This is a genomic window from Rhodococcus sp. ACPA1 (genome assembly GCF_002300195.1).
GTDB lineage: Bacteria > Actinomycetota > Actinomycetes > Mycobacteriales > Mycobacteriaceae > Rhodococcus_F > Rhodococcus_F opacus.
The window spans coordinates 1,244,786-1,271,536 of sequence record NZ_NSDX01000004.1 but is presented as its reverse complement, the minus strand read 5'-3'; the positions used below and the strand labels follow the sequence as shown (position 1 = coordinate 1,271,536).

Annotated in this window: 21 protein-coding genes and 3 pseudogenes; 11 read left to right on the top strand and 13 right to left on the bottom strand. The window is 67.6% G+C overall.

Annotation, left to right across the window (positions count from 1 at the left end; all coding sequences use genetic code 11):
- The first annotated feature begins 5 nt into the window (after nucleotides 1–5).
- Nucleotides 6–1,088: a M48 family metallopeptidase gene (locus CJ177_RS23885; RefSeq protein WP_095868751.1), complete on the top strand. Its 1,083-nt coding sequence runs from the start codon at nucleotides 6–8 to the stop codon at nucleotides 1,086–1,088.
- Between the two features lie 51 nt (nucleotides 1,089–1,139).
- Here the strand turns inward: CJ177_RS23885 and CJ177_RS23880 are convergent, their stop codons facing one another.
- Complete coding sequence (locus CJ177_RS23880) at nucleotides 1,140–3,512, bottom strand: arylsulfatase (RefSeq protein ID WP_095868750.1); 2,373 nt, start codon at nucleotides 3,510–3,512, stop codon at nucleotides 1,140–1,142.
- A gap of 346 nt (nucleotides 3,513–3,858) precedes the next feature.
- Between CJ177_RS23880 and CJ177_RS23875 the strand changes: the two genes are divergently transcribed.
- The 5 genes from CJ177_RS23875 (at nucleotide 3,859) to CJ177_RS23855 (ending at nucleotide 10,387) form a co-directional block, all read left to right on the top strand.
- The gene (locus tag CJ177_RS23875; protein ID WP_095868749.1) at nucleotides 3,859–5,463 is read left to right on the top strand and encodes an ABC transporter substrate-binding protein; all 1,605 of its coding nucleotides are present in this window, start codon (nucleotides 3,859–3,861) and stop codon (nucleotides 5,461–5,463) included.
- A 43-nt stretch (nucleotides 5,464–5,506) separates the two neighbouring features.
- Nucleotides 5,507–6,466, top strand: coding sequence for an ABC transporter permease (locus CJ177_RS23870; protein WP_095868748.1), 960 nt, complete (start codon nucleotides 5,507–5,509; stop codon nucleotides 6,464–6,466).
- Nucleotides 6,463–7,395, top strand: coding sequence for an ABC transporter permease (locus CJ177_RS23865; RefSeq protein ID WP_095868747.1), 933 nt, complete (start codon nucleotides 6,463–6,465; stop codon nucleotides 7,393–7,395). The genes CJ177_RS23870 and CJ177_RS23865 overlap by 4 nt, the downstream gene beginning before the upstream one ends.
- A 14-nt stretch (nucleotides 7,396–7,409) precedes the next feature.
- Nucleotides 7,410–9,059, top strand: a complete 1,650-nt coding sequence (locus tag CJ177_RS23860) for an ABC transporter ATP-binding protein (protein ID WP_095868746.1) — start codon at nucleotides 7,410–7,412, stop codon at nucleotides 9,057–9,059.
- Between the two features lie 182 nt (nucleotides 9,060–9,241).
- A complete protein-coding gene (locus CJ177_RS23855; protein ID WP_095868745.1) occupies nucleotides 9,242–10,387 on the top strand; it encodes an aromatic acid exporter family protein in 1,146 nt (381 codons plus the stop codon).
- 8 nt (nucleotides 10,388–10,395) lie between these two features.
- On the opposite strand, the gene CJ177_RS23850 is transcribed toward CJ177_RS23855, so the two are convergent.
- Entirely contained in the window at nucleotides 10,396–10,791 is a 396-nt protein-coding gene (locus CJ177_RS23850) for a VOC family protein (RefSeq protein WP_095868744.1), read from the bottom strand.
- Between the two features lie 38 nt (nucleotides 10,792–10,829).
- Between CJ177_RS23850 and CJ177_RS23845 the strand changes: the two genes are divergently transcribed.
- Complete coding sequence (locus CJ177_RS23845) at nucleotides 10,830–11,666, top strand: nucleotidyltransferase domain-containing protein (protein WP_095868743.1); 837 nt, start codon at nucleotides 10,830–10,832, stop codon at nucleotides 11,664–11,666.
- Nucleotides 11,667–11,678: 12 nt separating this feature from the next.
- On the opposite strand, the gene CJ177_RS23840 is transcribed toward CJ177_RS23845, so the two are convergent.
- From CJ177_RS23840 to pdhA, 7 genes and pseudogenes are all read right to left on the bottom strand, one after another.
- Entirely contained in the window at nucleotides 11,679–12,113 is a 435-nt protein-coding gene (locus tag CJ177_RS23840; RefSeq protein ID WP_095868742.1) for a VOC family protein, read from the bottom strand.
- A gap of 99 nt (nucleotides 12,114–12,212) precedes the next feature.
- A pseudogene (locus CJ177_RS23835) lies at nucleotides 12,213–12,599 on the bottom strand (TIGR03667 family PPOX class F420-dependent oxidoreductase); the annotation flags it as partial.
- A 137-nt stretch (nucleotides 12,600–12,736) separates the two neighbouring features.
- Nucleotides 12,737–13,877, bottom strand: a pseudogene (locus CJ177_RS23830) (RNA-guided endonuclease TnpB family protein).
- A 145-nt stretch (nucleotides 13,878–14,022) separates the two neighbouring features.
- Nucleotides 14,023–15,396 (bottom strand): dihydrolipoyl dehydrogenase, encoded by a 1,374-nt coding sequence (gene lpdA, locus CJ177_RS23820; protein ID WP_095868740.1) that lies wholly within the window; start codon nucleotides 15,394–15,396, stop codon nucleotides 14,023–14,025.
- Complete coding sequence (locus CJ177_RS23815; RefSeq protein WP_095868739.1) at nucleotides 15,397–16,629, bottom strand: dihydrolipoamide acetyltransferase family protein; 1,233 nt, start codon at nucleotides 16,627–16,629, stop codon at nucleotides 15,397–15,399. It lies immediately after the preceding gene.
- Nucleotides 16,626–17,630, bottom strand: coding sequence for an alpha-ketoacid dehydrogenase subunit beta (locus tag CJ177_RS23810; protein WP_095868738.1), 1,005 nt, complete (start codon nucleotides 17,628–17,630; stop codon nucleotides 16,626–16,628). The genes CJ177_RS23815 and CJ177_RS23810 overlap by 4 nt, the downstream gene beginning before the upstream one ends.
- A gap of 4 nt (nucleotides 17,631–17,634) precedes the next feature.
- Nucleotides 17,635–18,771, bottom strand: coding sequence for a pyruvate dehydrogenase (acetyl-transferring) E1 component subunit alpha (gene pdhA, locus CJ177_RS23805; protein ID WP_095868737.1), 1,137 nt, complete (start codon nucleotides 18,769–18,771; stop codon nucleotides 17,635–17,637).
- Nucleotides 18,772–18,906: 135 nt separating this feature from the next.
- On the opposite strand from pdhA, the gene CJ177_RS23800 reads away from it, so the two are divergent.
- Together CJ177_RS23800 and CJ177_RS23795 are read left to right on the top strand one after the other, a co-directional pair.
- A complete protein-coding gene (locus tag CJ177_RS23800; RefSeq protein ID WP_007297835.1) occupies nucleotides 18,907–19,383 on the top strand; it encodes an Lrp/AsnC family transcriptional regulator in 477 nt (158 codons plus the stop codon).
- Between the two features lie 21 nt (nucleotides 19,384–19,404).
- A complete protein-coding gene (locus CJ177_RS23795) occupies nucleotides 19,405–20,073 on the top strand; it encodes an AIM24 family protein (RefSeq protein WP_095868736.1) in 669 nt (222 codons plus the stop codon).
- A gap of 30 nt (nucleotides 20,074–20,103) precedes the next feature.
- On the opposite strand, the gene CJ177_RS23790 is transcribed toward CJ177_RS23795, so the two are convergent.
- The 4 genes and pseudogenes from CJ177_RS23790 to CJ177_RS23775 all read right to left on the bottom strand — a co-directional run bounded on the left by CJ177_RS23790 (nucleotide 20,104) and on the right by CJ177_RS23775 (nucleotide 24,740).
- On the bottom strand, nucleotides 20,104–21,564 hold the full coding sequence (locus tag CJ177_RS23790; RefSeq protein ID WP_095868735.1) for a PepSY domain-containing protein: 1,461 nt from the start codon (nucleotides 21,562–21,564) through the stop codon (nucleotides 20,104–20,106).
- A 223-nt stretch (nucleotides 21,565–21,787) separates the two neighbouring features.
- A pseudogene (locus CJ177_RS48395) lies at nucleotides 21,788–22,313 on the bottom strand (hypothetical protein).
- Nucleotides 22,314–22,366: 53 nt separating this feature from the next.
- On the bottom strand, nucleotides 22,367–23,380 hold the full coding sequence (locus CJ177_RS23780) for a hemolysin family protein (protein ID WP_095868734.1): 1,014 nt from the start codon (nucleotides 23,378–23,380) through the stop codon (nucleotides 22,367–22,369).
- On the bottom strand, nucleotides 23,373–24,740 hold the full coding sequence (locus tag CJ177_RS23775; RefSeq protein ID WP_061040602.1) for a hemolysin family protein: 1,368 nt from the start codon (nucleotides 24,738–24,740) through the stop codon (nucleotides 23,373–23,375). Before CJ177_RS23775 ends, CJ177_RS23780 begins: the two co-directional genes overlap by 8 nt.
- Before the next feature lie 417 nt (nucleotides 24,741–25,157).
- Here CJ177_RS23775 and CJ177_RS23770 point away from each other — a divergent pair, with 417 nt between their 5' ends.
- Entirely contained in the window at nucleotides 25,158–25,682 is a 525-nt protein-coding gene (locus CJ177_RS23770; RefSeq protein WP_061040603.1) for an MSMEG_0572/Sll0783 family nitrogen starvation response protein, read from the top strand.
- Between the two features lie 10 nt (nucleotides 25,683–25,692).
- On the top strand, nucleotides 25,693–26,751 hold the full coding sequence (locus tag CJ177_RS23765) for an MSMEG_0568 family radical SAM protein (RefSeq protein WP_061040604.1): 1,059 nt from the start codon (nucleotides 25,693–25,695) through the stop codon (nucleotides 26,749–26,751).

Genomic DNA, 26,751 nt, shown 5'->3' with positions numbered 1-26,751 from the left:
AAAGCTTGACCACCACACCAGACCGCGTTCGCACGGCGTTCCCGGAGATCAGCTCGCGTGCGTGGGAGCACCCGGCGGATCGGGCGGCGCTGGTCACCCTGCGCACCTTGAAGGGGTTCGACACGGTCTTCCGGACCATCTCGGGTCTGTTGCAGGAGCGCCAGCACCGTCTGATGTACCTGGCCACGTCCGTGCGCGTCGACGAACGGCAGTTCGGCGATCTCCACGACCTCCGCAGCGACTGCGTGCGCATTCTCGGCGCCGACGAGACGCCCGAGCTGTTCGTGCTGCAAACCCCGGTGGTGAATGCCTTCACCATCGGCATGGACCGTCCGTTCATCGTGGTCACCACCGGACTGCTCGACGTGATGAATTACGAGGAGCAGCGGTTCATCCTCGGCCACGAACTCGGGCACGCGCTGTCCGGGCACGCGGTGTATCGCACGATCCTCATGCATCTGATGCGCTTGGCCGGGACCATCGGCTGGATTCCGATCGGCGGGTGGGCGCTGCGCGCGATCATCGCCGCGCTCATGGAATGGCAGCGCAAATCGGAACTGTCCGGCGACCGTGCCGGATTGCTGTGCGGGCAGGACGTCCACACCGCCCTCCGCGTGCAGCTGAAGCTGGCCGGCGGCTCTCGGGTGAGCGAGATCGACACCGACGCCTTCCTGGCCCAGGCCGCGGAGTACGACGCCAGCGGCGACCTGCGCGACGGTGTCCTCAAGCTCCTCAACATCGAACTGCTCACCCATCCGTTCTCGGTGCTGCGTGCCGCCGAGCTGAAGAAGTGGGTGGACAGCGGCGCCTACGCGGCGATCCTCCGCGGGGAGTACCCGCGCCGCGGCGAGGACGACGACGCCAAGATCAGCGAAGAATTCCGCAAGGCCGCGAAATCGTACAAACAGAATTTCGACACCTCGAACGACCCGCTGATCCGCATGCTCCGTGAGATCGGCAGCGGACTGGGCACCACCGTGGACGCCGTCGGAAACGGCGTCGGCGACGTCGCGGCGGACATCAAGGAGCGGTTCACGCACTGGCGCAGGAATTCCGACGGCAAGAAGGATTCCGACGGCGACAGCTGACCGGTAACCCAGCGGAGGTCGGGCGCGATTTCGCGCGCCCGACCCCTTCGGTCAGTCGGCCATCGCCTCGGCCAGCTCCTCGACCTCCTGGATGACCGGTTGGGGCACCCGCACGGGGCCGGGCGTGTAAGTGACCGACCGCAGTCTGCCGGTGAATCGGAACGTTCCGCGGCGTTCCCGCAGATCCCACACGACGGGTCCGCGGGCGTCGACGCCCACCGAGATCCCGGTCCACGGCGCCATGCCGACCAGCTGGAACTGGTCGTCGAGGGTGGCCACGTCGGTGGTGACCCCGGCCGAGTCGGTGAGGGCGACGGTGAAGTTCCACCGGACGGATTCGGTGGCCTCCGCCCGCACCTGCACGCCCACCACATCCGCGCCGAGGGGAGCGGACGTGTGTGCGACGCGGCCGTAGCTGTTGACCGCGAACACGATCCGGTCGTCCTCGACGTAGAGCACGTATCCGCCGTGCGGGTCGCCGTGGGCGACGAGGACCCCTTCGTCGCCTGCGGCGATCGGGTGGGTGGCGACGTCGATGGTGAAGTCGCGGTACTGGATCAGCACACTGGACCGATAGCGTTCCAGCGTCGGCGTGCCCGCGAGGATCTTCAGCGGCTCCGCGAGGCGACGCTCGTCGGGTCGCCGCTGCACGGCCTTGCGGTCGTTGAGGATCGGGAACACGGTGTTGTGCCACGCCGCCCGATCCCACGCCTCGGCGAGTTCGCGCACCTTCTCGGGGAAGAGATGCGCGACGTCCGTGGTCTCGGCCGGGTCGGATTCGACGTCGAACAGTTGCCACTGCGGATCGTCGACGCGGATCGGATCCGTGTGCAGCGACAGCAGTTTCCAGCCGTCCCGGTAGAACCCGCGGTGACCACCGAACTCGGCGTACTGCTCCGTGTGGGGGGTGGGCTGCGCGGCGTCCCGCAGGATGTCGGCGAGGCTGACACCGTCACGCTCCTGGGCGGGACGCCCGTTCCGGTGGCGCGGAGTCTCGAGTCCCGCGAGATCCAGGAGGGTCGGGGTGATGTCGGTGACGTAGGAGTAGTGCTTGCGCAGTCCGGTGTCACCGTCGGCGCGCCCGAGACCGGCCGGCCAGGACAGCAGGAACGGCACTCGGACACCACCGGCGAACGTCTGACCCTTGTAGAACCGGAACGGGGTATTCGACGCCTGCCCCCAGCCGCGCGGGTAGTGGACACCGATCTTCTCCGAGCCGATCAGTTCCTCGTCGTGCGGAACGTCGCGCACCCAGTCCGACGGCACCGGCCCGTGCACGAATTGACTGAAGTACGACCGTGTTCCCGCTGCGCCACCCTCGGCGGTGCCACCGTTGTCGGACGTGAACACGATGATGGTGTTGTCGGTCTCGCCGAGTTCGTCGAGAGTGTCGAGTACCCGGCCCACGCTCTGGTCGATGCTGTCGACCATCGCGGCGTAGACCTCCTGGTACCGGGCGAACCGCAACTGCTCCTCTTCGGTGAGCTCGTCCCACGGCGGGGCGTCGTAGCCGGGTTCGGTGTTGCGTTCGGCCATCTGGGTGCCGGGCGGGAAGAACCCTGCCTCGAGCTGTGCATCGAAGCGGCTGCGTCGCACTGCGTCCCAGCCCTCGGTGTAGCGGCCGCGATACTTGGCGAGGTCTTCGGGCTTGGCCTGGTGCGGTCCGTGCATCGCGATGTGCGAGAAGTACAGGAAGAACGGCTTGTCGGCGTCGTGGGCGCGCAGGCTCTTGATGCGCGAAATGGCCTTGTCCGTGATGTCGTCGGTGACGTAGTAGTCCGGCGGATACTCCTCGACGTCGACTACGGAGTTGTCGGAGATCAGCTCGTTCGGGTAGTAGAACGAATTCAACCCTTCGAGCGAGCCGTAGTAGCTGTCGAATCCACGCTGCAGGGGCCAGGAGTCGCGGGTGCGGCCCGGCGCGAGGTTGGTGTCGCGTGCGAGATGCCACTTGCCGACCGCGTGCGTGGCATACCCGTTCGCGCGCAGAATCTCGGCGAGGCTGAGCGCGTCGTCGGCGAGTTCCATCCGCAGTCCGGGGAAGCCGGGATCGAAGTTGGCGACGCTGCCGTAGCCTGCGCGGTGCGGGTTCAGTCCGGTGAGCAGCGCCGCGCGAGCCGGTGAGCAGACCGAGGTGGTGTGATAGTTCGACAGCCGGTAGCCGCTGTCGGCGAGCCGGTTCAGGTTGGGGGTGTCGATCTCGGAGCCGAACGGTCCGATGTCCGAGTAGCCCATGTCGTCGATGAGGATGACCACGATGTTCGGCGCACCGGCGGGGGCTTTCGTCTCCGGCGCCCACCACGGCGTCGACTCCGTACTCGTCCGCCCGATATGTCCGCCGAATCCGTCGTACCCTCGCGCACCCGGGGGGAGTTTCTGTCCCCCGGAACCCTGCCCGTCTCCGCTGGTTGCCGAATCCGTCACAATCACAATCCCTTTCACTATCCGAGGCATGTTTCCCCACAGAATCGGAGAAATATTTCCCCGTGCAATCCGGGAAATACTACGGTCGCCCACGAGCCCGTCGAGTAGTTAGAATCATGCAGATTTCAACCACTGATCGAACTTGGTCGGGTATCCGAGCCGGTGCTAGCTTCGATCCATGGGTACCCCGACCAGCTGCGACCGCGCCTCCATGCGGTGTCGCTGCCGTAGCTGAACGTTCCCCTCACGCCTCTCGTCACCCGGACGACTCGATCCGGGGTGTTCACGGGTCTCGCGTATCCCCTGCCCTTCCCACTTCCCTTCGGGTGACCCTTAGGACACAGCCATGCCTTCTCGTTTCCCCACGCCGACCACGCACCGGCGACGAGGCCTTCTCGTGACGGCGGTTGTCGCTGCCCTCGTCGTGCTGGTCACCGGGTGCACCTCGGCAGTCGGCCTGCAGCGGTCGGGTACGGAAGCGGTGCTCCAACCCGGAGAAGACGTGCCCACAGGCGGGACGGCGCGGATCGGTGTCGGTGCCGACCTCATCCCCGCGACGTTCCTGTCGCTGGGCAACAACCCCACCAACGGCGGGGTCTCGGCCAACGTCTTCGACACTCTGGTCCAGTACCCGCACGGCAGTCTCGAGCCCGACCCCCGGCTGGCCACCTCGTGGCAGCTGTCGGACGACGGACGTCGACTGGAGTTGGCGCTGCGTGACGACGTCCGCTTCCACAACGGCAAGGAATTCACGTCGAGAGACGTCGAATTCACGTTGCGGACCTACACCGATCCCAGTTGGAACGCGCAGTTCCGGCGGACCGCGGCGGCGATCACCGCGTTCGACACCAGCGACCCCCACCGCATCGTGCTCACCCTGTCGCAGCCGACCGGGAACATCTTCGACCTCCTGGCGGTCGCGCCCATCCTCGACGGCGACACTGTCGACGGACTGAAGGAGGGGCGGGTGTTCAACGGCACCGGCCCGTTCACGTTCGTCTCCTGGCAACCGAAGGTCGCACTGTCGCTGGCCCGCAACCCCGATTACTGGGGTGATCCGCCCCACCTGGACGGCGTGACGTTCGCCGTCGTCTCCGACGATCAGGCGCTGGTGACCAAATTGCGGACCGGCCAGATCGACGCCGCCTACGATCTGCCCTCCCTCGACGCCGAACTCGCCGTCTCCCGGGGCGGGTTCCGCTCCCACGTACTGGAGGGCGCTGAGTCCGACCAGTACATCGGGATCAACGTCTCCGCACCGCCACTGAACGACGTACGGGTTCGGCAGGCGATCGCATACGCGATCGACCGTGATCGCATCCTCACCGACGTGTACCGCGGCAAGGGTTACGCATCGAGCCTGCCGTGGCCGCGGACCTCGCCCGCCTACGACGAACAGACCGCGGACACCTACAGCCGGGACGTGGAACGGGCCCGCGCACTCGTCACCGAGATCGGTGACGTCCCGACCATCCCGCTGAACTACCCCGCCGATCGCACCTCCCGGATCATCGCGGAGATCATCCAGGCGAACCTTCGCGACGTGGGCATCGACGTCGACCTGATCCCCACCGACGCAGCCCAGATGACCAGTCTGCTGGTGGCCGGCCAGTTCCCGGGTTTGTGGGTCACCCAGCACGGCTTCGCGCAGATGACCCCGTCCACCCTGGCCGTGGCCGCCTTCCCGTACAACGCGGTGAAGAACGCCTCCAACTTCCTCGACCCGGAGTACCAGGCGCATGCGGTGGCGGCCTGGCAGCAGCAGGACCCCACGTCACCCGCGGCGATCGACGCCTACCGCGCGCTGAACGCGGACCTGCTGGAGTCGCTGTTCCTGGTGGAGATCGGGGTGGTGCAGACCGAGGTCGTGGTATCCACCGACCTCGGCGGGTTCGACTGGTCCCGCACCAACGATCCGCGCTTCGATTCCACGTACCTGCTGCGCACCTGATCCGACGACCGCCCGCCCACCCACCGACACAGGACTCGACATCATGGTGACCTATCTGGCCAGGCGGCTCCCGTCGGCCGTCCTCGTACTCTTCCTCGCCTCACTCCTCATCTTCGCGATCCTCCGCCTGGTTCCCGGCAGCCCGGAGGAGACGCTCGCCGGTGCGGATGCCTCACCGGAACAGCTGGCGGCCGTGCGCGCCGATCTCGGTCTCGACCGGCCGCTGGTGGCGCAGTACCTGTCCTGGCTCGGTTCCCTGTTCCGCTTCGACCTCGGCAAGTCCTACATCGTCGGCGGGTCGATCGGTGACCTGATCGCCTACGGTGCCCAGAACACGGTGGTGCTGGCGGCGTCCGCCCTGCTGATCGCGGTGGTGTACGCGCTCGTCGTCAGCACCGCTTCGGTGATCTTCCGCAATCGGCTGCTCGACGCCGTTGTGACGGTGAACAACTCGATCGCGGCGGCGCTGCCCATCTTCATCACCGGGACGCTGCTGGTGCTCGTGTTCGGGATCCTGTGGCCGATCCTGCCGTCGGGCGGGATCCCACCGGACGGGTTCCTGACCCGGCCCGACATCGCCGCGCAGTATCTGATCCTCCCGGCGATCACCTTGGCGATCCCGGCGGGCGCCGCCCTGACCCGATTCCTGGTGGAGGCCTTGCACACCGAGCTGCGGCAACCGTATGTCGTGACGGCACAGTCGATCGGCGTCAGCCGCCGCCGCATCGTGCTGGCGCACGCGCTGCCGAATGCACTGCCGTCGGTGTTGACCGTTCTCGGACTGACGGTGGGCGGGCTGCTCGGTGGGGCCGTGCTGGTGGAGTCGATCTTCGTCTGGCCCGGCCTGGGGCTTCTCACCGAGGAGGCGATCAACAGCCGTGACTATCCGCTCGTGCAGGTGTTGCTGGTCCTCTCCGTCGCGGTGTTCGTGGTGCTGCAACTGCTCACCGACGTCGCCCACGCCTGGCTGGATCCCCGTATCCGATTGGGAGGACAGGCATGAGTGAGCTGGTCGATCGAACTGTGGCGACACCGGAAGCGTCGCTACCCGGCGGCCCCGCAGACGTCCGGCCCGGCCTGGTCCCGGAAACCCCGGCGGATCGGGATCCCCGCCGCAGCACGGAACCGTTGTGGCGCAGCCTGACGCATGGCCGAGGTCTGGCCGGCGCGGTGCTCGTCGGGATCGTGGTGCTCCTCGGGGCGCTCGCCCCGGTGCTGGCGCCGTTCGCGCCGGACGATCAGTTGGACGCGTCGTTCCTCCTCGGCCCGAGTTCCACGCACTGGCTGGGCACCGACGACGTGAACCGCGACGTGTTGTCGCGGGTGTTGTTCGGGATCCGCGCCGACCTGGTGATCGTGTTCGTCGCGGTGCCCGCCGGGGCGATACTCGGATCACTGATCGGTCTGGTGGCCGGCATCCGGGGATACACCGATGCCGTCGCGCAGCGCGTGTTCGACGTGATCCTCGCGTTCCCGGCACTCGTTCTGGCGATCGCCCTGACCGCGGTGCTCGGGCCCGGAGTCCGCGCGATCGTGCTGGTGATCGTCCTCGCCGAGATACCTGTGTTCGGCAGGCTCATGCGTACGTCCGTATTGGAGGTGCGCGAACTTCGCTACGTCGAGGCCGCCGTGGTCTCGGGTGCGAGCATCGGCTGGGTTCTGCGCAAGCACGTTCTGCCGAACTCGATCGAACCGCTGGGAGTACAACTGGCACTGTCGATGTCGATCGCCGTGTTCATCGAGGGCGCGATGAGCTTCCTCGGCATCGGTGTGGTTCCACCGACTCCGTCACTCGGCTCCATCCTCAGCGACGGCAACCGCTATCTCGAGACCAACCCGCTGTTCGCGGTCGGCCCCCTGGTGGTCGTCTCCCTGCTGACACTCGGCTTTCTGCTGATCTCCCAGGCATTCGCGCACGCGCGGCGCCTGTAGAAAGGACCACCTTCGTGACCGCAGCATCCACTACCCCCGCCCTCGACGTGACGGACTTGCAGGTGGCGTTCAGCCATCCGCGCCCCGCCGTCCGGAGCATCGGTCTCCGCGTGAACCGGGGTGAGATCGTCGCGCTCGTCGGCGAATCCGGATCCGGCAAGTCGATCACGGCCCGCGCCGCGATGGGCCTGCTTCCGCCCACCGCAACAGCGACCGGTTCCGTGCAAGTCGACGGCGTCGAGGTGCTCGGCGCGTCCGAACGCGAACTCGGGGCCATCCGCGGCGGGCGGGTCGCGATGGTCTTCCAGGAGCCGCAGACGGCGCTCAATCCTGTGCGGACGGTCGGCTGGCTGATCGGTGAGGCCTTGCGTGCGCACGGCCGCTCGGGACGGAAGCAGTTGCGCGACCGCGCGATCGAACTGCTGACCCTCGTGGAGATCCCGGAACCGGACAAGCGCGTCGACTACTTCCCGCACCAACTCTCCGGCGGCCAGAAGCAGCGTGTGGTCATCGCCCTGGCACTGGCCAACGACCCCGTCCTGCTCCTGGCCGACGAACCCACCACCGCGCTCGACGTCACGGTGCAGGCCGAGATCCTCTCCCTGCTCCGCCGGCTGCGGGACCGCACGAATGCCGGCATCCTGCTGATCACCCACAACCTGGGTGTCGTCGCCGATATCGCCGACAGCGTGGTGGTACTGCAACTCGGCGAGGTCGTCGAACGGGGAGAAGTCACCGAGATATTCGCACGACCCGAGCACGAATACACCCGGCACCTCCTCGACTCGGTCCTGCGGCTGCCGCAGCCGAGTGACGTAGCAGAACCGGTCGCCGAGGTCGCCGACCCGACCACCCCGGTCCTGGACGTCGACACCGTGTCGGTCGTCTACCCGGGCCGACGTGGTCAGGCAGCGTTCCGCGCGCTCGACAACGTCTCACTGAAGCTGGCCGCGGGTGAGGTGCTCGGCGTGGTCGGTGAATCCGGCTCGGGAAAAACCACTTTGGGTCGCACGATCGCCGGATTGATTGCACCGGCGACCGGGACGATCCGCGTCGACGGCCGTGATGTCGCCGCCACCCGCGGATCGGCGCTGCGGGAACTACGTCGTCGGCTGGCTTTCGTGCCGCAGGATCCCGCCGCCTCGCTCGACCCCCGCTTCACGCTCGAGGAGAGCATCGCCGAGCCCCTCGACATCCATCGGGTCGGCACCCGCGCCGAGCGGCGCAAGAAGGTTGTCGACCTGCTGGATGCGGTCCGGCTGCCGGCGTCGTTCGCCACCCGGCTGCCGTCCGAGTTGTCCGGCGGGCAGCGTCAACGGGTCGCGTTGGCCCGGGCGCTCGTGCTGGAACCCACCCTGCTGATCGCCGACGAACCGACCAGCGCCCTGGACGTCTCCGTGCAGGCCGACGTGCTCGAACTGTTCGCCACCCTCCAGCGGGAGCTCGGCTTCGCGGCCGTGTTCATCAGCCACGACCTCGCCGTGGTCGAGCGGGTGTCCACCACGGTCGCCGTGCTCCGGGCCGGACACCTGGTCGAGACCGGCCCCGCCACGGTCGTGCTGACCCACCCGCAGCACGACTACACCCGACGCCTCGTGGCCGCTCTGCCCGTACCGGACCCCGTGGCGCAGCGTGCCCGGCGACAGGCGACGGCAGCTTTGTGACCTGCATCGCCGGAAACACGGTGCATAACGTGATCTGCGCTATGAAAGCGGCGACTTTTACACGGGCGTAAGAAATCCAGGACAGGCTGTGCGAAGGCTTGTCCACCGGCGGTCGTCGGTGTCGGCAGGCGATAGAAAATGTGCTCCTGCCCACGTGTGACCGTCCAGAAAGCTGTACCACTGTGCTCCAGCTCATCTCGATACTCGCCTTTCTCCGAAGGGTCGGCTCCACCGCTCTGCCGTCGGTGCGCGCTTCGTTGCTTCGCTTCGCGGGGTACCTGGTGCCGATCGCGCAGACGGCGGTCACCGCGGGGGCGGCGTGGTGGGTGTCGGTCGAGGTGGCCGGTCACGAGCAGCCGCTGCTGGCCCCGCTGGCGGCGGTGGTGTGCCTGAGTGTCGCGCGGGGTGCCCGCAGTCGTCGGGCCGGCGAGTTGATCGCGGGCGTCACCATCGGAACGATCGTCTCGGACGTCGTCGTGCGGTACATCGGCAACGGGCCGTGGCAGATCTGCCTCGTCGTGGCAGTGGCGATGTCTTTTGCGGTGCTCCTCGACGGTGGTTCGGTGATCGTCCTGCAGGCGGGTTCGTCGGCGGCGTTGGTCGCAGCCATGGCATCCGCCACGAGCGCCCACCCGTTCGACCGTGTCGTGGACGCACTGATCGGGGGTGCGCTCAGCCTGGTGGCGCTGTCCGTGTTGCCCACCGACCCCGTGCGGCGGACGCGCCGGTGCGCCGCCGCCGTGCTGGACAGCGTGGCCGCAGCCCTCCGGCAGACGTCGAAGGGACTGGCCGCCGGCGATGTCTCCGCACTGGAGGACGCTCTCGCACTTGCCCGTTCGACGCAGTCGACCATCGACAGCATGCGCGTCGAACTCCGCTCCGGATCCGAGGTGGCCCGGATCTCACCGATCCACTGGCGGGGGCGACGCCGCATCGGCCGGCTGGCATCGATTGCCGACCCGATCGACAACGCCGCACGCAACACCCGGGTCCTGGTGCGGCGCGCCCTGATCGCCACATACGACGGCGAACGAGTCGACCCGCAGCTGGCGGACGCCATCTCCGATCTGGCGCACCTCGCCGACCGGATGCGGCTGATGATTCTCGCAACTCCCACGAAGAAGCCCAACGAAATCCAGATCAGCGACGAACTCGAGCGATTCGCGCGCTCACTGCCGCAGCAGGAGATCTCGGCAGGGTTCTCCGCAGCGGTCGTCTCCGCGCAGGTCCGATCCATCGTCATCGACTTCTTCGAAGTGTGCGGCATCCCCCGTGCCGTCTGCCGGCCGATGCTGCCCCGTCCCGCCCACTACGCGGGCGCCGCGTAGAGCAAGACTCAGGACATCTCGAGCCGGCACTGTTCGGGTGCGCGAGAGTTGTCGATGACGCAGAACCGGTTGCCCTCGGTGTCCTCCAGCACGACGAAGTCCGATTCCTCGGGGTACCGGTCCCACGGCACCCGCTGCGCGCCAAGACCGACGAGTCGTTTGATTTCCGCGGCCTGATCCGTGCTGTCGCGGGCGTGCAGGTCGAGGTGCAGCCGAGGCTCGGGTTCCGCGTCGTGTTCGCTCTGCTGGATCGCCAACACCGGCCGACCGTCGGGCCGCGTCAGGTTGGTGAAGCCGTTGTCGCCGACGGGCGGGAGCGCAGTCAACCCGAGTGCCTCGGTCCAGAACCTGGTTGCACGTCCGACGTCGCGTGCTCCGATCACGGTCGTTCCCAAGATGAGCATGAACCGAATTTATCCGCTGCGCCGGGCCGGGGTGGACGATGTGGGGTGTGGATTTCGAGGACCGGGCATTGCGACCCCTCGCCGAGCAGTTGTGCCACATCGGCGGCGTCGTCGGCGTCACCCTCGGCGGCAGCCGCGCCCGAGGGACGCACACGGCGGAATCCGATTACGACCTGGGCGTCTACTACCGCGGGACCCTCGACACCGACGGGCTGAACGACCTCGCGCAGGAGTGGGCGGGCGCCTCTGCATCGGCGACCCGGACGGGTGAGTGGGGACCGTGGGTCGACGGTGGTGCGTGGCTGTCGATCGACGGCCGGGCGGTGGACTGGCTGTACCGCGACCTCGACCGGGTGACCGCGGTGTGGCACGACACCCAGCAGGGTGTGTACGGGTTTCACGCCCAGACCGGTCACCCGTTCGGGTTCGCGGACTTCGCGTACGCGGGCGAACTCGCGTCGGCGGTGATCCTCGCCGATCCGTCCGGACGCATCGCTGCGCTCCACACCGACATGCAGCACTACCCGGACCCGCTGCGCGAAGCCCTGGTGCGGCGCCTGTGGGAGGCGGACTTCGTCACCGTGCTGGCCCGCAAGGCGATCCCGCGGGCCGATGCAACGTATGTGGCGGGGTGCCTGTTCCGCGCGGTGTGCCTGTGCGCGCACGCCCTACACGCGCATGCCCGGCGCTGGCTCATCAACGAGAAGGGTGCCGTTGCCGCCGCCGGTGCCCTGCCGAACGCACCCACCGACTTCACCGCTCGCGCTCACGCCGTCCTCGGCCGGCTCGGAACCACGCCCGACGAACTGACCGCCGCCCTCACCCTGGCCGAACAACTCGTCGACGACACCCGCAACGCCTGCCCCCTGACGTGATCGTGTGAAACCTCAGGCGTTCTCCCCGAACCGCCCCCGGGCCTCGACCGGAATCAGCGGCTTCTCCGCCCGCGCCTTGATCTGCTGGACCGCCCACGTATTGCCGTCGGGATCGGCGAATCCGAAGAAGGTTCCCCCGTCACGCTCGTCGAACACGGTGATCTCACTGACCTCGACACCCCGATCGAGCAACTCCCGGCGGGCCGCGGCGGCATCGGCGACCACCAACTGCAGTCCCCTCATCGACCCGGGTGCCATCTCCGTCTGCGACGGGAGATCGCCGATCACGATCGAGCAGCCCGAACCGGTGGGGGTCAGCTGAACGACGTGCATGTGCTCGTTGGCGGTGTCGTGATCGAGATGGAAGCCGAGCTTGTCGCGGTAGAACGCGACGGAACGATCGATGTCACTGACGGGCAGAACGACCACTTCGAGTGTCCAGTCCATGATGCGAGTTCCTCCGTATAGGTGAGGAGCGAAATTGCTCCGCATCAGATGGTGGCGCATCGGGGACATCGGTGCCGTCGTTCTGCCCAGAACTCGGGGTTACCAGCCGCGCAACCGGTCCGGGGTGACGCGGACGAGCGTCGAGTAGTCCTGCCGGAACTTCTCGGGCGTGTAATCCAGACCGGCCATGTGCTCGCGGTACTTCTCGACGTAGGTCTCCCACTCCTCCGCCGTGGGACCGTCCGTGTCGACATGGGCCTTCCCCGTGAACACCGACACGTCACCACCCGTGGGGCTGCTGTTGAAATTCAGCGCGACCTGCGGATTCCTGCCGATGTTCGCCAGCTTGGCGGTAGCCGGTCGACTGAAAATCAGGAACTCGGTGCCCGACCAGCTGAACCACACCGGGGTCGGAACCGGCGTGTCCTTGCGACCGATGGTCGTCAGCCACACGATGGCTTCGTGGCCCAGCCGGTCGGCAACGGATTCGGTGATCGCGGACGCTGAAAGAGTCATTGCGTTCGCTTCCGATGTTGACTTCCTCTCGGCCGTGAACGACCGAGAATCCCCTCGAAACTCGCGTCCCGAGGTTCCTGTTTCACCGACAGTTGCCTCCCCACACCCTAGGCGCGGGGCGGTCTCACACCATCTCCGCAGGCTGCCACCGTCAGTCCGACGGCCAAAATGTTCTTCGCCGCGTTCACATCCCGGTCGCGGACGGCGCCGCATCGGCACGCCCACTCCCGCACGGTCAGCGGCATCGTCGACGCGAGCACCCCCGCACACCGAGCAGGTCTTCGACGAGGGATAGAACCGGTCGATCACCACCACCCGCCGCCCGTACCAGTCGGCCTTGTACTCGAGCATCGACCGGAACTCGGACCAACCCGCATCCGAGATCGCCCGAGACAACGACCGATTCTTGACCATGTTCCGCACACTCAGATCCTCGATGGCGATCACTTGATTTTCGCGCACCAGCCGAGTGGAAAGTTTGTGCAAATAGTCGCGGCGCCGATCGGCGATCCGACCAAAAATCTTCGCGACCTTCAGTCGGGCCTTGGCCCGGTTACGGGATCCCTTCTCCTTCCTGGCGAGCACCCGCTGCGCCTTCGCCAACCGCGCACGGTCCCTGCGCTCGTGACGCGGGTTGGTGATCTTTTCCCCCGTCGAGAGCGTGTACAGGCTCGTGATCCCGGCATCGAGTCCGACCACCCGATCGGCCGGTTCGAGTTCGGGAATCGTGTCCTCGACGAGAATCGAGACGTGGTATTGACCGCGTGCATTGCGTGACACCGTCACCTGCGACGGCACTGCCCCCTCCGGGAGCGGCCTCCACCGAACATCCAGCGGTTCGGTCTGCTTGGCCAACCGGATCTGCCCGCAACGGTATGTGAAGCAGTTCGAGAAGTAGGTCGCCGACTCCTTCGACCGCCCCTTCTTCTTGAATTGCGGGTATCCGGTCTGCTTGCGCCAGAACCTGTCGAACGCACCCTGCAACTGCCGCAGCGACTCCTGCAACGGCCCCTTCGACGGCTCCGACAACCACTCCGTCTCGGCATCCCGCTTCCAATCGGTGAGCATCTTCGAGGTATCCGCATAGGTCACCCGACGCCGCTCCTGCGACCAGGCACGCGTCCGCTCCGCCAACGCCCGGTTGTAGACATACCGGGTGCACCCGAACGTTCGAGCAAGCTGTTCCGCCTGCACCGCAGTCGGATAGAAACGGTACTTGAACGCCCGCCTCACCACCCTCCCCGCCATAACCCAGACACTAGCCACACAGTCCGACAAAACCAGATCGGCTCACCCGGACCTGAAGGACCGGATTTGCGCCGAAAGACTCACGGATCAACCGGTATCAACCGCGGACCGGTGCGCGATCTTCCCCGACGCGGATCGAATGCGTTCAGCCGTGCGCGTGCAGCGGCTTCCCCGACAACGCCAGCATCGCTTCGCCCAGTGCTTCGTTCTGGGTGGGGTGCGCGTGGACGAACGGCGCGACGTCGGTGGGCAGGGCTTCCCAGGCGACGGTCAGTTGGGCCTCACCGATCAGCTCGCCGACGCGGTCGCCGACCATGTGCACACCCACCACCGGGCCGGTGTCGCCGGTTCGGACGACCTTGATCCCACCCGACGTCTTCAGGATCTGGCTCTTGCCGTTGCCTGAGAGGTCGTACACGACGGACGTGACGTCGCCGTACCGTTCGCGGGCGGCATCCTCGGTGAGTCCGACGGACGCGACCTCGGGGTGCGAGTACGTCACCCGCGGAACGAGATGCTCGGCCACGGGAACGGGATCGAGGCCGGCGATCTCTTCGGCAACGAATACGCCCTGCTGAAAGCCGCGGTGCGCCAGTTGAAGTCCGGCCACGATGTCCCCGACGGCGTACACACCGTCGACGTGGGTGCGCAGCCGCTCGTCGGCGACGACGAACCCACGGTCCAGGGTGATGCCGTGTTCCGCGAACCCGCTGTCGCCGGTGCGCGGACCACGCCCCACCGCCACCAGCAGGATCTCCGCCTCGAGGGTGTCGCCGCCCTCGAGTTCCACGAGAACGCCGTCCGCGGTTTCCTTCGCCGCGGCGACCGTCACGCCCGTGCGGGCGGTGATACCACGCTTGCGGAGCGCGCGTTCGAGTTGCTTCGAGCACCACGGATCCTCCGCCGCGACCAGGTGGGGGAGCGCCTCGACGACAGTCACCTCCGCGCCGAACGACGCCCAGACGCTGGCGAATTCGACGCCGATCACGCCGCCGCCGAGAACGATGGTCTTCTTCGGGACGAATCCGAGGTTCAGTGCGTCGTCACTGGTGACGATGCGCTCACCGAGCTCGATGGACGGCACTGTCCGCGCGTAGGAGCCGGTAGCGAGCACCACGGACGTCCCGGTGTAGCGGGTGCCGTCCACCTCGATCGTCCTGTCTCCGACATACTTTCCGTGCCCGTTCACGACGCTGATCTCGAGATGGGCGACCAGCCCCCGCAGTCCCCTGTGCAACCGGTCGATCGTGTCGTTCTTGTAGCGGTGTACCGCCTCGATGTCGATGCCGTCGAACGTCGTTCGCACGCCGAACGCGGAACCGGTCCGCGCGGTGTCGGCGACCTCGGCGGAGTGGAGCAGCGCCTTGGTCGGGATACAGCCCCGGTGCAGGCAGGTTCCGCCGATCTTGTCCGCCTCGATCACCGTCACCGACAGCCCGAGCTGCGCGGCCCGGACGGCGCAGGCGTAGCCGCCGGAACCGCCACCGAGGATCAGGACGTCACTGTGCGTGTCGAACATCTACAGCCTCCCCAGCACGGTGATCGGGTTCTCGAGGTAGTCGGCGAACAATCTGAGGAACCCGCCCGCGGCACCGCCGTCGCACACGCGGTGATCGAAGCTCAACGACACCTGGGTGACCTTCCGAACGACCAACTGCCCGTCCACGACCCACGGTTTGTCGACGATGCGGCCGACACCGAGAATCGCGGCCTCGGGATGGTTGATGATCGGGGTCGAACCGTCCACACCGAAGACGCCGTAGTTGTTGAGGGTGAACGTGCCACCCGTCAGCCGTGCCTGCGGGAGCGTCCCCTCACGGGCCAGCGCCGTCGTGTCCCGCAGTTGCCGGGCCAGTTCGACGGTGGTGAGCGAGTCGGCCTTCTCGATCACCGGGACGACCAGGCCGCGCGGTGTCTGCGCCGCGATGCCGAGGTGGACGTGACCGTATCGGACGATCTCGTTGCGTTCGGTGTCGACGGTCGAGTTCAGTTCCGGGTACTGCTTCAGCGCCGCGAGGGCCAGACGCGCGAGCAGGGCCATCAGGCTCACGCCGGCGTCGGCGTCGAGGGCGGCATTGATTGCCCGGCGGGCGGCGAGGAGATCGGTGGCGTCCACATCCACCCAGGTTGTCGCGTCCGGGATTTCACGGCGGCTCGTCGAGAGCTTGTCGGCGACCGCTTTCCGCAGGCCCTTGATCGGAATCCGCTGTACGTCGGCCGTCGCGGGTGGCGCGGCGAGTGCCCGCTCGACGTCGGCGCGGTTGATCACACCGCCGGGACCGCTCCCGGGCAGCCGCGACAGGTCGAGACCGTTCTGCCGCGCGAGGTTGCGAACGACCGGCGAGATGACCCGTGGCGCAACACCGGTGCGGTTCGGTTCCGGCGGTGTGACCTCGCGTGTCACGCCGACGCGACGCCGACGCCGGCGGGTGTCCTCGCTGGTGCCGTACCCGATCAGGACGTTGCCCGAGCCGGCTTTTTCTTCTTCGCGGTACTGCGCGTGTGCGGCGGGTGTTCCGCTGACGGTGATCAGCGGGGTGCCCACCTGCAGCGTCGAGCCTTCGTCGCCGTGTAGGGAGATCACCGTGCCCTCGAAGGGAATCGGCACCTCGACCGCGGCTTTCGCGGTTTCGACCTCGACGACCACCTGGTCGATGGTGACGGTGTCGCCGACCTCAACTTTCCATTCGGCGATGTCGGCCTCGGTGAGTCCTTCGCCGAGGTCGGGGAGCAGGAAGACCTGGTTGCTCATGCGGTCACCGCCCAGCGGGTGTCGGCGGAGTCGTTCCACTGCAACCGGTCGACGCTGTCGAGGACGCGGTCGACGCTCGGCAGGTGGAGGCGTTCGAGTTTCGGCGCCGGGTACGGGATGTCGAATCCGCTGACCCGCAGCACCGGCGCGTGCAGGTGATGGAAGCAGCGTTCCTGGACGCGGGCGGCGATCTCGGCGCCGACACCGGCGAATCCCTGCGCCTCTTGAATGACGATGCAGCGACCGGTCTTCCGGACCGATGCCATGACGGTCTCGTCGTCGAACGGCACGATCGACCGCAGGTCGATCACCTCGATGTCGTGGCCCTCCGCAGCGGCCGCTTCGGCGGATTCGAGCGCGACGGACACCGACGGCCCGTACGCGACGATGGTCGCGTCCCGGCCGGGACGCCGGACGGCGGCCCGCCCGATCGGTGCGCCCACCGCGAGGTCGACGTCGGCGCGGGAGAAGTACAGGCGTTTCGGTTCGAGGAAGATCACCGGGTCGGGGTCGTCGATCGCCTCGCGCAGCAGGGTGTAGGCGTCCTCGACGGTGGACGGGGCCACGACCTTCAGGCCGGGGGTGTGGGCGTAGTAGCCCTCGCTGGAATCGCAGTGGTGCTCGACCCCGCCGATCCCGCCCGCGAACGGGATCCGGATGACGATCGGCACGGACAGCGCACCCTTGGTGCGGTTCCGGATCTTCGCGACGTGGGAGACGATCTGCTCGAACGCCGGGTAGGCGAACGCGTCGAACTGCATTTCGACGACCGGCTTGAACCCGGACATCGCCATGCCGATCGCGAAGCCGATGATGCCGGATTCGGCGAGCGGGGTGTCGAAGCACCGGTCGTCACCGAAGTCTCGGGTCAGGCCGTCGGTGACGCGGAAGACCCCGCCGAGGGTGCCGACGTCCTCGCCGAAGACGACGATGTTCTCGTCGGCGGCGAGGGCGTCGCGCAGTGCGGTGTTCAGGGCCTGGGCCATGGTGAGCACGGGCATGGTGTCAGTTCTCCTCGGACTCGGCGGCCAGTTCGGCTTCCGCCTGCGCTTGCTGCTCTCGAAGTTGCGGGGTCTGTTCGGCGAAGACGTACCGGAACAGGTCCCTCGGGTCGCCGGGTCGGTCGACGTTCATGCCGGCACGCAGCGCGGTTGCGGCGGTCTCGGCGTCCGCGGTGAGGGCTGCCGACGATGCGTCGTCGAGCAGGCCCTTCCCGCGCAGGTACTTCTCCAGCCGGGCCAGCGGGTCGCGGCCGAGCCACTGCTCCACCTCGGCCGAGTCGCGGTAGCGGGTGGCGTCGTCGGCGTTGGTGTGCGCGTCGATCCGGTAGGTGTGAGCTTCGACGATGACCGGACCGTTGCCGGCCCGGACGAAGTTCGCGGCCTCGTCCATCACGGCGAGCATGGCGACCGGGTCGTTTCCGTCCACCTGCTCGGAGCCGATTCCGTAGCCGACTCCCTTGTGCGCCAACGTGGGCGCCGCGCTCTGCCGGGCGAGCGGCACACTGATCGCGAATCCGTTGTTCTGCACCAGAAACACCACCGGGGCCTTGAACACGGCGGCGAAGTTGAGGGCCTCGTGGAAGTCGCCCTCACTGGTCGCGCCGTCACCGCAGAACGCCAGCGCGATCGTGTCGTTTCCCTTGCGGTGTTCGCCGTAGGCCACGCCGGTCGCGTGCAGCAACTGGGTGGCCAGCGGGGTGCACTGCGGGGCGCTGCGGTGGGCGGCTGGGTCGTAGCCGCAGTGCCAGTTGCCGGCGAGCATGCTGAGGATCTCGACCGGATCGATGCCGCGGGCGGCGAGCGCGACCGAGTCGCGGTACGTGGGGAACATCCAGTCGCCGGGTTGCAGGCTCATGGCCGCCGCGATCTGGCAGGCCTCCTGACCACGCGACGACGGGTACACCGCCAGCCGGCCCTGCTTGGTCAGAGCCGTCGCCTGCTGATCGAAACGCCTGCCCAGCACCATGTTCCGGTACATCTCGACCAGACGGTCGTCGCTCGGCCTCGGATACCGGGCCTCGCTCTCGGTCAGCTCGCCGGCCGCGTCCAGATACTGCACCGCGCACTCGGCGGGGAGGAACTTCCGATACGGCGTCGCCAGGGGCGGCTCTACGAGCGTCACGTCTACCTCCAGATGCATTGTGTTCGTCAATGCTCGCAACTGAACGACCCATCGACAACGACAAGGCGGAATTGGAGACAAACGGTCTAGAATCGGCTCATCGGGAGCAGAATGTCTCACCGGAGTGTGAGCGACCACAGCAGGGATGGACAGATGGCCGGCGGCACAGCGGACACGTATGAACTCGACGCGATCGACCGGCGCATCATCAAGGAACTCGTCGCCGACAGCCGCATCTCGATGCGGGCGCTGGCGGAGAAGGCGCACATCTCCCGCGCGCACGCCTACGTCCGCATCGAGCGGTTGCAGGAGGCGGGGATCATCGAAGGCTTCACCACGCGGATCTCGCACTCCAAGGCGGGACTCGGCTCCTCCGCGTTCATCGCCCTCTCGATCCGACAGGACTCGTGGCGGGGGATCTCCACCCAGCTCCGGACGCTGCCCTTCGTCGAGCACTTCTCGCTGTTGGGCGGCGATTTCGACGTTCTCGTCCTGGTGCGCGCACCGGACAACAGCGCACTGCGTCATGTCGTCCTCGAACGCTTGCAGAGCCTGGAAGGTGTGCAGTCGACCAAGACGTGGCTGATCTTCGAGGAAGCCAACGGGCCCGGACCGGAATGGGTTCGTTGACGGGACGGATAGGATTCCTCCATGCGCAGCGACCTGATGAAGAACGCGGAACGCAGTGGTGAACCGGGCACCTTCGTGCTTCAGAATCCCCGAATGCTCAAGGTGGACTTGGCCGGAACCAGCGGTCACTTCTTTGCCCGGCAAGGATCGATGGTCGCCTACCAGGGGGACGTCGACTTCGCCTACCAGGGCAGCGGGGGTGTCGGGAAGTTCTTCAAAAAGGCATTCACCGGTGAGGGCATGTCGCTGATGAAGGTGTCCGGCAGCGGCGACGTGTTCCTCGCCCGCGACGCCGACGAGATCTTCCTGCTCGAACTCGAGGACGAGTCGGTGACCGTCAGCGGTTCCAACGTTCTCGCGTTCGACAGCGCCTTGAGCTGGGACATCAACCGCGTCGAGGGCGCGTCGATGCTCAGCGGCGGACTGTTCAACACCACGTTCACCGGCCGCGGTGTCCTCGCCGTCACGATCTACGGCACTCCCGTCGTCCTCAACGTGGACACCCCCACGTACGTCGACATGCAGAGCGCGGTGCTGTGGTCGACCGGCCTGCACTCGACGATCCGCAAGACCGCGAAGATGGGCGCCGCGATCGGCCGGGGTTCCGGTGAGGCATATCAGCTGTGCCTCACCGGAAACGGCATCGTCGTCGTCCAGGCCTCGGAGGGGCACCCGGTTCCCAAGCCGTAACTGCCGCGGCTGCACGGGTGCCCCGGTCGATCACCCTGCCCGGGTGCGGGCGAGGGCGCCGACCGCGACGTCGACGAGCAGGAACGCGAGGAGGCTGACGCCGAGCAGCGGGACGAACCAGCCGACGAGGACGACGCATCCGGCCCCGGCCACCGCCGCCGCCGGGTGGATTCGACGCCAGGTGCCCCGCACCGGCGGCCTGCCCACCGCCCGGGTGGTGCCGCGGGTGGGCCGGCGCCGCCACCACAGGAGGTAGCCGCGGACGATCACGGCGAGCAACGCCACCGCGAGGGCGGCCAGGACCAGCTGGTTGAGCAGGCCGAACAGCAACCCCATGTGCAGGGCGATGCCCCAGGACGTCAGCTTCGCGGCGAGCGGCCAGTCACCGAATCGCGACACGTCCGTCACCGCGCCCGTGGCCCCGTCGACTGCGATCGAGTCGGTCGAGAACTGCCACGGTTCGCGGGTCTGCGTGACGGTGAACGCGGTGCCCGCATCGGCGGGAACAGTCGCCTCGACAGCACCGGTGACACCGCCCCGCCGGGCCACGTCGAGGACGGTGTCGAGTGCGCCCACATTGCGGTCGAGGATGCCCGGATCCGACGCAGGGATGTGCCCTGCGCCGTGCCCGTCGTGACCGCCCGATGCGGCGGCGCCGGCAGCGGGCGCCGAGTCCAGCTTCTTATCGATCTTGGGAGTGGTCCAGCTCAGGGCGGTACGGAGTTCGCCGACGTTCTCGCCCGTGTACCGCGACCACGTCAGGCCCGTGGCCGAGAGGAACACCAGGCCGACCGCGATCCAGATGCCGACCACACCGTGCCAGCTGAGGGTGCGGTTGCGTCCGCGGCTCGACCGATCGAGCGTCCACAGCCTGGCGGCGTCCGCGTTGCGGGCGCGGGTGGTGCGGTAGCGCTGCACCCATAGGTACACGCCACCGAGCGCGATGACCCACAGCCACGACGCGGCGAGCTCGCTGTAGATGCGGCCGGGCTCGCCCAGGTGCAGGTGCCGGTGCAACTGTGAAATCCAGGTGCGCATCGGCAACGCCCCGCTGCTGCCGTAGACGACGAGCTCGCCCACCGACTCCGCGGTGACGGGATCGACGAAGACCGCGCGGCGCTCGGACTCGCCCAGGGTGGGATCGGTGAACATCACCTGCGTCGTGTCACCCGGTTCGGTCGCCGGGCGCACGGCGGCGACGACGAGATCCGGGCGAACCTGCTGCGCGGCCCGCACCTGTTCGGACATCGGCAGGTCCGGGCCGGTCGAGTCGACGTGCAGGAAGTCGCGGTAGACCAGCTGCTCGACCGACGGCGCGAGAGCGTAGAGGCCGCCGCTGACCGCGGCGATCACCAGGAACGGGGCCACCAGGATCCCCGCATAGAAGTGCAGGCGCAGGATCAGTGGCCGGAAACTGCGCGGCGGCGCGGACACCTTCGACGCCGGGGAGGACGCAACCGGTGTGTCGTGTTCGAGTTCAGGGATGGACATGACGATCTCGCTTCGAATCGGCTGAGACGGGCACCCAGCGCCGTCGAGGCCGCGCACAGCAGGGTGCGCTGGGCAACTCGAGGTGACACGTCAGGGATGCGCCGACTCAGGAAGGAATCGGCACCGGGACTCGCGTGGGAGTCTGCTGGTGCCGCGTGAGAACACGCCGGACCGACGACCACACGTCGTGTGCGTGCCGGGAAGGCGGTGAGAAAGGATTCGACTAGACGAGAGCGGGTGGTCCGCGGGTGCCGGCGCCCGCGGCGACCAGCAGCCACAACGACAGCTTCGCGCGGTAGACCGGGGTCGCCGTCCAGGTGCCGGTATCGACCTGGGGCCAGGACTGCGAGAACGATGCGCGACAACGCCGCCAATGCCCTCAGGCAGGCGCGTTCGGCCGACCGGACCAGCACCGCGGCGACTGCGATCGCGGCGAGGTGCGCGGCGATCATCGGGGTGGAAAGCCCCAGACCATGGGAATGATCGGCGGCCAAGGCCAGTGTGGTGTGGCCGATCAGCTGGCCCGCAGCGAGCACCGACAGCACGAACAACCATTCACGGCGGGGCACCCGGACGGCGGCGACCGACGCCCCGACTGCGGCGCACGCCGCGAGAAGCAACACCACCGAACCATCACTCGGGGGCATTCCGCCTCCGGCGATGCCGTGCGCGGCGATGCTGACCGCGCCGGACAGTGAACCCACAAAGGAGCCGCGTACCCGCGCGACCACATCCAACCGTGAATTCACCCCGCGAGGGTACCGCTTCCGATGCCCACCCCGGCCGCGGTGTGCGAAACGGGTCAGGCGGAAGCCCCGGCCGCCGGGCGCAGTCGCGCGAGGACATCCGTCAAGGTGACGACACCGGTCAGCTCACCGTTGTCGGTGACGATCGCGAGGTGGCTGCGGGTCTCGCGCATGGTGTGCAGTGCCTCGTACACGGCAGCGTCCGCGTCGAGGGTCAGCACCGGGCGCATGAGGTCGGCGGCCGTGACTGCGGCGCCGGCCCGCAGGCTGTCCCGGGCGTGCACCACTCCCTTGATCCCGTCCGCGTCGCGTACGAGCAGTCGGAGGTGGCCGCTCCGATCCGCGGCCGCCCTGATCGCCGCCGCGGTGGCGTCCGGGGCGACACTGCTCGGGGCGGTGTTCGGCCGCACCACGTCTCGCACTGCGAGCGATTGGAGTTCCAGGGCGCTGGTCAGTTGGCCGTGGTATCGCTCGTCGAGCGTGCCGACGGTCGCCGAGTGCTCGACGAGGTGACGCAGCGCGTCGGGATCCTGGCCGGCGCCCACCTGGTCGACCGGCTCCACGCCGAACCTTCGCAGACACCGGTTCGCCATCCGGTTCAGCACCAGCAGCAGCGGGCGGGTGGCCCACATGAATCCGCGCATCGGGATCGCCAGCAGTGTCGCCGATTTCTCCGGGTGCGCGATCGCCCACGACTTGGGTGCCATCTCACCGACGACGAGATGCAGGAACGTGACGATGATCAGGGCGAGGATGAATCCGAGCACGTCCGCCAGCCACAGCGGGGCGCCCCAACCTGCGAAGGCCGGGGTGAGCCAGTGATGCACGGCCGGCTTCGTGACCGCGCCGAGCGCGAGGGTGCAGACGGTGATGCCCAGCTGGGATCCGGCCAGCAGCACGGACAGCTCGGATGCGCTGCGGAGAGCCGCGCGGGCAGCCCTGCTGGTGGGGGCGGCGTCCTCGAGCCGGTGGCGGCGGGCAGCGATCAACGCGAATTCGATCGCCACGAAGAACGCGCTGGCCGCGATCAACCCGACGGTGACGAGCACGATGACCCACGGATTACTCATCGGTCGCGTCACTTTCCAGGATGCGGAGCCTCACGAACAGCGAGGACGGGACGTGCTTGTCGACTGCCCGCACCTCGGCGTCGAGGGTGCGGACGGGCGGGTCGGCGTCGTTGATCAGGTCGGCCGGATCCGGGTTCAATCGGATCGCGACGGCGTCTCCGACGACGGGGAGCCCGCCGAACTCGGCGATGACGGCACCCGCGAGCGTCTCGAAGTCGCCGGGCGGCAGGTCGTGTCCGAGGATGCGCTCCACCTCGTCGATGTGCAGATCGCCGGGCATCGTCCAGCCTTCGGATTCGGACCCCGTCACCGACGCGTCGCCGTCGGGATCGTGTTCGTCGGCGATCTCACCGACGAGTTCCTCCGCGAGGTCCTCGATCGTGATGACGCCGGCGAACCCGCCGTACTCGTCGACGACGAGCGCCATTTCGTCCCGGGCAGCCGTCAGCTGTTCCAGCACGTCGGGCAGCGGCAGCGATGTCGGCACGACGACGGCCGAACGGGCCCGGGACGCGGCCGGACCGTCGGCCTGCTCGCCGAGCAGGTCGTGGAGGTGGATGACGCCGCGCAGATCGTCGGAGGAACTCCCGACCACGGGGTAGCGGGTGTGGCCCGCGCCCATCTTCTCGAGAACACTGCTCAGGGAATCGTGGGCCCGGACGGTATCGACGTTGGCGCGGGGAATCATCGCGTGCCCGGCGGTGCGGGTGGGAAAGTCGAGGATCCGGTCGAGCAGGGTCGACAGTTCCCGCGGCAGCTCACCGGCGTCGCGGGATTCGGCGACGATGTGTTCGAGGTCCCGCACGGTGGCCGAGTGTTCGACGTCGTGGACCGGCTCGATCCGCAGCGCACGCAGCAGCAGGTTCGACGACTGGTCGAACAGCCAGATCAGCCAGCCGAAGAGTTTCAGGTAGATCGTGGTCGACAGCGCGAGCCAACGCGCCACCGGTTCGGGCCGGGCGATCGCCAGGTTCTTCGGGAAGAGCTCCCCGAAGAGCATCTGGACGAAGGTGGAGAACAGGACGGCGAGGACGGCGCCGACGCCGATCCCGACCGCGGTGGGGATGCCGACACCGCCGAGGAGCTCACCGAGGCCGCGTCCGATCAGGGGTTCGGCGACATAACCGACGAGCAGGCCGGTGACGGTGATGCCCAGCTGGGCGCCGGAGAGCATGAACGAGGTGCGGCGAGTGACGCCGAGGGCGCGGGCGGCGCCCGCGTCTCCCGCCTCGGCCCGGGCTTTGAGCCGCGAGCGGTCGACCGACATGTACGCGAATTCCTGGGCGACGAAGTAGCCGGTCAGGGCGGTGATCAGTAATACGACGACGACGCCGAAGCCGATGCTCAGGACGGTCACCATGTATTCACCCCCGCGGTGCGTCCGGGACTGCGGTGATCACTCTGGGGCGGGCTGGGTCTTCGGGGGCGCGAAGCGCTGGTCATGGCTCTCTCTGTATTCGGGGTATGAGTCACCCATAGTAAAGGACTCTTTACTTTTGCGATCGGCGGGTGCGCAGATCACGCGGTCGGTGTTACGACCGGATTTCCGGATTCGGGCCGCGGTGAGGGTTACGAAACCTGAGCTTGTTCCTCGCGTGACCATTCGGAAATCACCGAACCGTGTACTTGTTTCAGGTCGACGGAGTGCGCAGCGCACTCTCCTCACGCAGAGCGAATGGACATCGAAGTCTACGCCCGGCCCGTCGCCCACAGCATCTCATCAGCGCGTTCAGGCCCTTCGGGCGCCTCCGCCCCCACGAACAACCAGGAGTCCCCTGTGACCGACATCGAGAACACCATCGCCGAGAACATCCAGAAGGCACTCGGCGAGATTCCCCACCCGGCACTGCCCAAGGGCACCAACCTCTACGGGTCGACGAAGATCTTCCCGGACTACAAGGCCGAGGACGGCGAGTCCTACTTCACGCTGGTGCACGGCATCGCGCACGAATCCTCCGTCAGCTTCGTCGCCGTCCTGCAGGCAACCCGCGCACTGCGCAAGGGTTTCGAGTCGGCGATCTATTTCTACGGCCCCGGCGCCCTCAACTGCCTTGCGACGCGCGGGTTTCCGACCACCGGAGACAACGGTTTCCCGGGCGAGCAGAACATCAACGACGCACTCGCGACCTTCATCTCCGAAGGTGGGACCGTCTTCGCGTGCCGCTTCGGCCTCGCGCTGCACGGCGGACGGGAAGAGGACCTGATCGAGGGCGTCGTGCCCGCACATCCCCTGGATGTGCAGGACGCCATCATCCACTACTCCCGCAAGGGCGCCATCATCAACTCCACATACATGGTCTGAGGTGTGAACCATGAGCGATCTCTCGACACGAGTTGACGTAGCAGTACGTGGAATTCGATCACTGAACGTCCCGGTCACCCGGACTTCCGGCGCCGGCCCCAGCGACGACGGTCATGTACTGATCGGCGGGATCGGCGGCGCCATCCCCATCCGGTCCGACAGCCCGTACGAAGTCAGTGGAAACCGTCTGCTGTTGAACGGCACCGACATGGGGGTGGAAATCGAGCCGGTCCGCCGGCCCCGCTTCTACGACCTCGATACCGCCGACGGAATCTCCTACGAGAAGATCGCCCGGCTGCACGGGACGAACGTCCTCGCCACGACCGTGGTCCAGACCTGCATTCGATACGACCCGGCACAGCGGTGCCGGTTCTGCTCGATCGAGGCATCCCTGCAGTCCGGCTCGACCATCGCGGTGAAGAAGCCCGAACAACTCGCCGAGGTCGCCGAAGCCGCCGTCCGCCTCGACGGCGTCACCCAGATGATCATGACCACGGGCACGTCGGCGGCCAAGGATCGCGGTGCCCGTCACCTGGCGCGATGCGTCGCGGCCGTCAAGGCGGTGGCCCCGAACCTCGCCATACAGGTGCAGTGCGAACCGCCCGGCGATCTCGCGACCATCGCGGATCTTCGGGACGCGGGGGCCGATTCCATCGGCATCCACGTGGAGTCCCTGGACGACGAGGTTCGGCGGCGCTGGATGCCCGGCAAGGCGACTGTTCCGCTGGACGAGTACCGGGCGGCGTGGCGCGAGGCGGTACGGGTTTTCGGACGGAATCAGGTGTCGACGTACCTGCTGGTCGGGCTGGGTGAAGATCCCGACGAATTGGTCGCGGGCGCAGCCGAACTGATCGACATGGGCGTCTACCCGTTCGTCGTCCCGTTCCGGCCGCTCGCCGGCACGCTGGCAGTCGAGGACGGGGCGCAGGCGCCGTCGCCGGCCCTGCTCGCCGACGTCACCTCGCGGGTGGCGAAGGAATTGCAGGCGGGCGGCATGCGCGGCGCCGACCAGAAGGCGGGCTGCGCCGCGTGTGGGGCCTGCAGCGTCCTTCAGAACGCAGGAGGCTGA